Origin of the sequence: Alkalihalobacillus alcalophilus ATCC 27647 = CGMCC 1.3604, assembly GCF_000292245.2 — a bacterium.
In the GTDB taxonomy this organism is placed as follows: domain Bacteria; phylum Bacillota; class Bacilli; order Bacillales; family Bacillaceae_D; genus Alkalihalobacillus; species Alkalihalobacillus alcalophilus.
Genome location: NZ_ALPT02000143.1, coordinates 1 through 3348, shown reverse-complemented (window position 1 = coordinate 3348; position 3348 = coordinate 1). Strand labels below are relative to the sequence as shown.

The following is a 3348-nucleotide window of genomic DNA, read 5'->3' as shown; positions in this document are numbered from 1 at the left end:
TGTCCGCTGCCATTTTCAATGGCAGCGTTTATTTATGTTTTAGGAAAATATTGTGTCGGTACTAGGGGAGTTATATATGCGACAATATAGAAAAGTAAATCATTCCCTGGCGGGAGGAGGACATAAAAAAAGCCCCAAGAGATTGCAGTCTCTTTGGAGGGGCTTTCAATATAAACTCATGATTATTATAAAATATCTTGGCAAAAGCATCAAGAGCTACCTTAAGTATTACCAAGAAGTACCTCCGTATTTTGAAGGGAACTGTCCTGAATGTGATCATAAATTGTATCGGCACGGTAAGTATTTTCGTTCAGCAATAACAAAAAAGAAAATAAGGTGGATCCCAATCTATCGTTGGCTTTGTTCACCTTGTGGAAAGACTTTTTCTCTCTTGCCGGACTTTCTCTTACCATATCAGGTTCACAATGGTAAAATACTTCAACATGCATGGATCTTACGCTATATGAAAAAGAAAAGTTTTGCACAAATTCAATCGATCATTTCCAACAATGAAACAGGTGGAATATCTGTTAAAACGATTAAGCGTTGGGAGCGTTTCTGGAAACAGAAAGAAAGCGATTTGATCAACTTACTTAATCGAGGTCTAGTAGAACTAAGTTCTGATTCTACTATCCTTTTTATGACAAAACAGTTATCAAACCAACAAACGTTTTTATACTTACTCGAAAAACTCTGGAAAATTCTTCATCCAGACCGTCCTTACCCATTTTGCGGATTTTTTCCTTGGATAAATCAGTTAATCAATAAAATATAAAGCAAAACCTCCATGTTCCTCCATCCATTATTAACGTCAATCAATCTTCCGTTCATCAATTCTCACCCTTTCGGGTCAAAATTTCATGTTTTCGAGCTTATGAAACGAACGTTCCCACAAAAGATGGGCTCTGCCTACTTTCTTTCAATTGTTATAAAACTAAAAGTGTAAAAGAAATAGTAGAAATAGAAAGAGGAGCAGAAAAAATGGATGAAAAAATGAGAAATGAAATTGCCTTATTTCGATATGGATTGATCGCTGAAGTCGTGTCAAGAGAGCTTCAAAAAGGAGAACAAGCGCAGCGATTTAGAGATATAGCTAGCAAAAAACATGTGACACCCTATGGAGAAAAACAAACCGTCAGTAAACGTACACTTGAGCGTTACTTACACCTCTATCGAAACGGAGGTTTTGAAGCATTAAAACCAACTCGCCGTGGTGGTTATGCGGCACGTGCGATTTCGCAAGAAATCCTTGATAAAGCAACCATATTAAAACAAGAACGTCCTGAAAGATCCGTCCAACAAATCATTCGAATGATGGAGTTAGCTGAATGGGTCAAACCAGGAAGTATTTCTGAAAGTACCTTATCAAAACAACTAAGAAAACGAGGAATTACACGTAAGAAACTATCGAAATCATCGTCTTCAAGGTCTTTTCGTCGTTTTGAATTCCCACATCGCAACGCCTGTTGGCAAGGAGATGTTCAACACACGCTCTATCTACCAGATCCTACAAATCCAGATAAAAAGCGTGTAGCTAAGCTATTTGCCTTTATCGATGATTACTCAAGATATATTGTACACGGGCAGTTTCACTTTCAGGAAAAAGGAGCGCAGCTAGAAGATTGTTTATTCAAAGCGATCATGAGATGCGGTAAGCCAGAACAGATTTATGTCGACAATGGATCTATTTATAGAGCGAAAAGTCTAGAAATCACTTGTGCAAAACTAGGAATCAAACTCTCGCACTCAACTGCTGGACGGCCGCAAGGTCGTGGGAAAATTGAACGTTTTTTTCAATTTGTCGATACGTCTTTTAAACCAGAAGCTTACGACTTAATTGAAACTGGTAGAATTTCATCTATCGAAGAGTTAAACCGATATTTTTATATTTGGACTCAATCAATCTATCACGAACGTACCCATGGTGAAACGAAACAAACGCCTATACAACGTTGGGAAGAGTGTGAGCACCCAACGATATCTATTTCTTTTACTGACTTACAACAGGCGTTTTATTGGGAAGAAGAACGAAGAGTAGATAAAACAGGCTGTATATCATTTCAAGGGAATAAATACGAAGTTGATCAGGAGTTGGTCGGTGAAAAAATTACAATACGTTTTGACCCTCATGATTTAGAGCATATTGAAGTTTGGTTTAACGGCAAACAAATGAATAATGCGAAAACACTGAATCTCTCAAGAGCTCAACATGAGAAAGCAACATATCCGGACGAAGTTGTCCTGGGAGAAAAATCAGGATTAAACTTTCTCGAATTATCAGAGCCACAATATGAAAAAAAACAAAAGAAAAAGCGCGGAACGTTAAGTTATCAAACGCTAATGGAGGATAAAACAATATGATTCATACACATTTCCAATGGAACTATACTCCTTTTCAAAAAGATATTAAGACAGAACACCTTTTTATGTCAGCTAGATTTCAAGAAGTTCAAGCCCGCCTTATGTTCATGATCCAGCAACGTTCATTTGGTCTTATTACGGGTGATGTGGGTGCTGGAAAATCAACAGCCATTCGCGCGTTGAAAGATCGTCTAGCATCGGATAAACACGTGTTTTTATATGTATCAGATTCATCATTAAAGCCTAGAGATTTCTATCGTGAGATGCTTTTACAAGTCAATATTGAGCCGGAATTTTTGGCCAACGATTTGAAGCGACAATTCAAAAAAGCATTACTAGATATCTATGAAAATCAAAAGAAAACGCCTGTCGTTGTCATTGACGAGGCGCATCTACTATCACCATCGATGTTGCAGGAAATACGGTTCCTAACGAACTTCAATGTGGATTCATTGTCTCCACTAGCGCTTATTCTAGTGGGACAACCTGAATTAAGAGATAAACTACGATTACGTAGCTTAGAAGCCATTTCTCAAAGGATTAACACAAGATTTCATCTTGATGGACTGACCTATGAAGAGTTAGCTGCTTACATTATCCACCAATTAAAAATGGCAGGTGAGGAAAAACAAATTTTCACTGAAGCAGCCTTAAAGAAAATTTATAAGGAAACTCGAGGAACACTACGCCTTACCAACCGTCTGTGCACTGAGTGTTTGTTAGACGCAGTTTCCAGAAAACAAGAGTTAGTCGACGAAGACTCCGTTCAGCGAGTTCTCGATGACTATGATTACTAGGATCCCGAAAGGGGTCCTTTCTTGTATAGAGAATAATCTAATTTAATTATTAATTCACTAATAATTATAACCATTAAATGCCAATGAAATTGGCGATATATAAAAGGAAAATGTCATGTCGTTGGCGAGCGCTGTTAGGAAACGACAGTTTCATTTCCGATTAAGCCGCCATTAAATATGGCCGTTGACA

General features: G+C 37.8%; 3 protein-coding genes. All 3 read left to right on the top strand.

Annotated elements, in window-relative coordinates; genetic code table 11:
* Positions 1-76 precede the first annotated feature (76 nt).
* The 3 genes from BALCAV_RS21380 to BALCAV_RS20595 all read left to right on the top strand — a co-directional run bounded on the left by BALCAV_RS21380 (position 77) and on the right by BALCAV_RS20595 (position 3158).
* Positions 77-775 carry a DUF6431 domain-containing protein gene (locus tag BALCAV_RS21380; protein WP_003322241.1) on the top strand — a complete coding sequence of 233 codons (699 nt, stop codon included), beginning with the start codon at positions 77-79 and terminating at the stop codon, positions 773-775.
* 206 nt (positions 776-981) lie between these two features.
* The gene (locus BALCAV_RS20600) at positions 982-2361 is read left to right on the top strand and encodes a DDE-type integrase/transposase/recombinase (protein WP_003322240.1); all 1380 of its coding nucleotides are present in this window, start codon (positions 982-984) and stop codon (positions 2359-2361) included.
* Positions 2358-3158 carry an ExeA family protein gene (locus BALCAV_RS20595; RefSeq protein WP_003322239.1) on the top strand — a complete coding sequence of 267 codons (801 nt, stop codon included), beginning with the start codon at positions 2358-2360 and terminating at the stop codon, positions 3156-3158. The genes BALCAV_RS20600 and BALCAV_RS20595 overlap by 4 nt, the downstream gene beginning before the upstream one ends.
* The last annotated feature ends 190 nt before the right edge of the window (positions 3159-3348 follow it).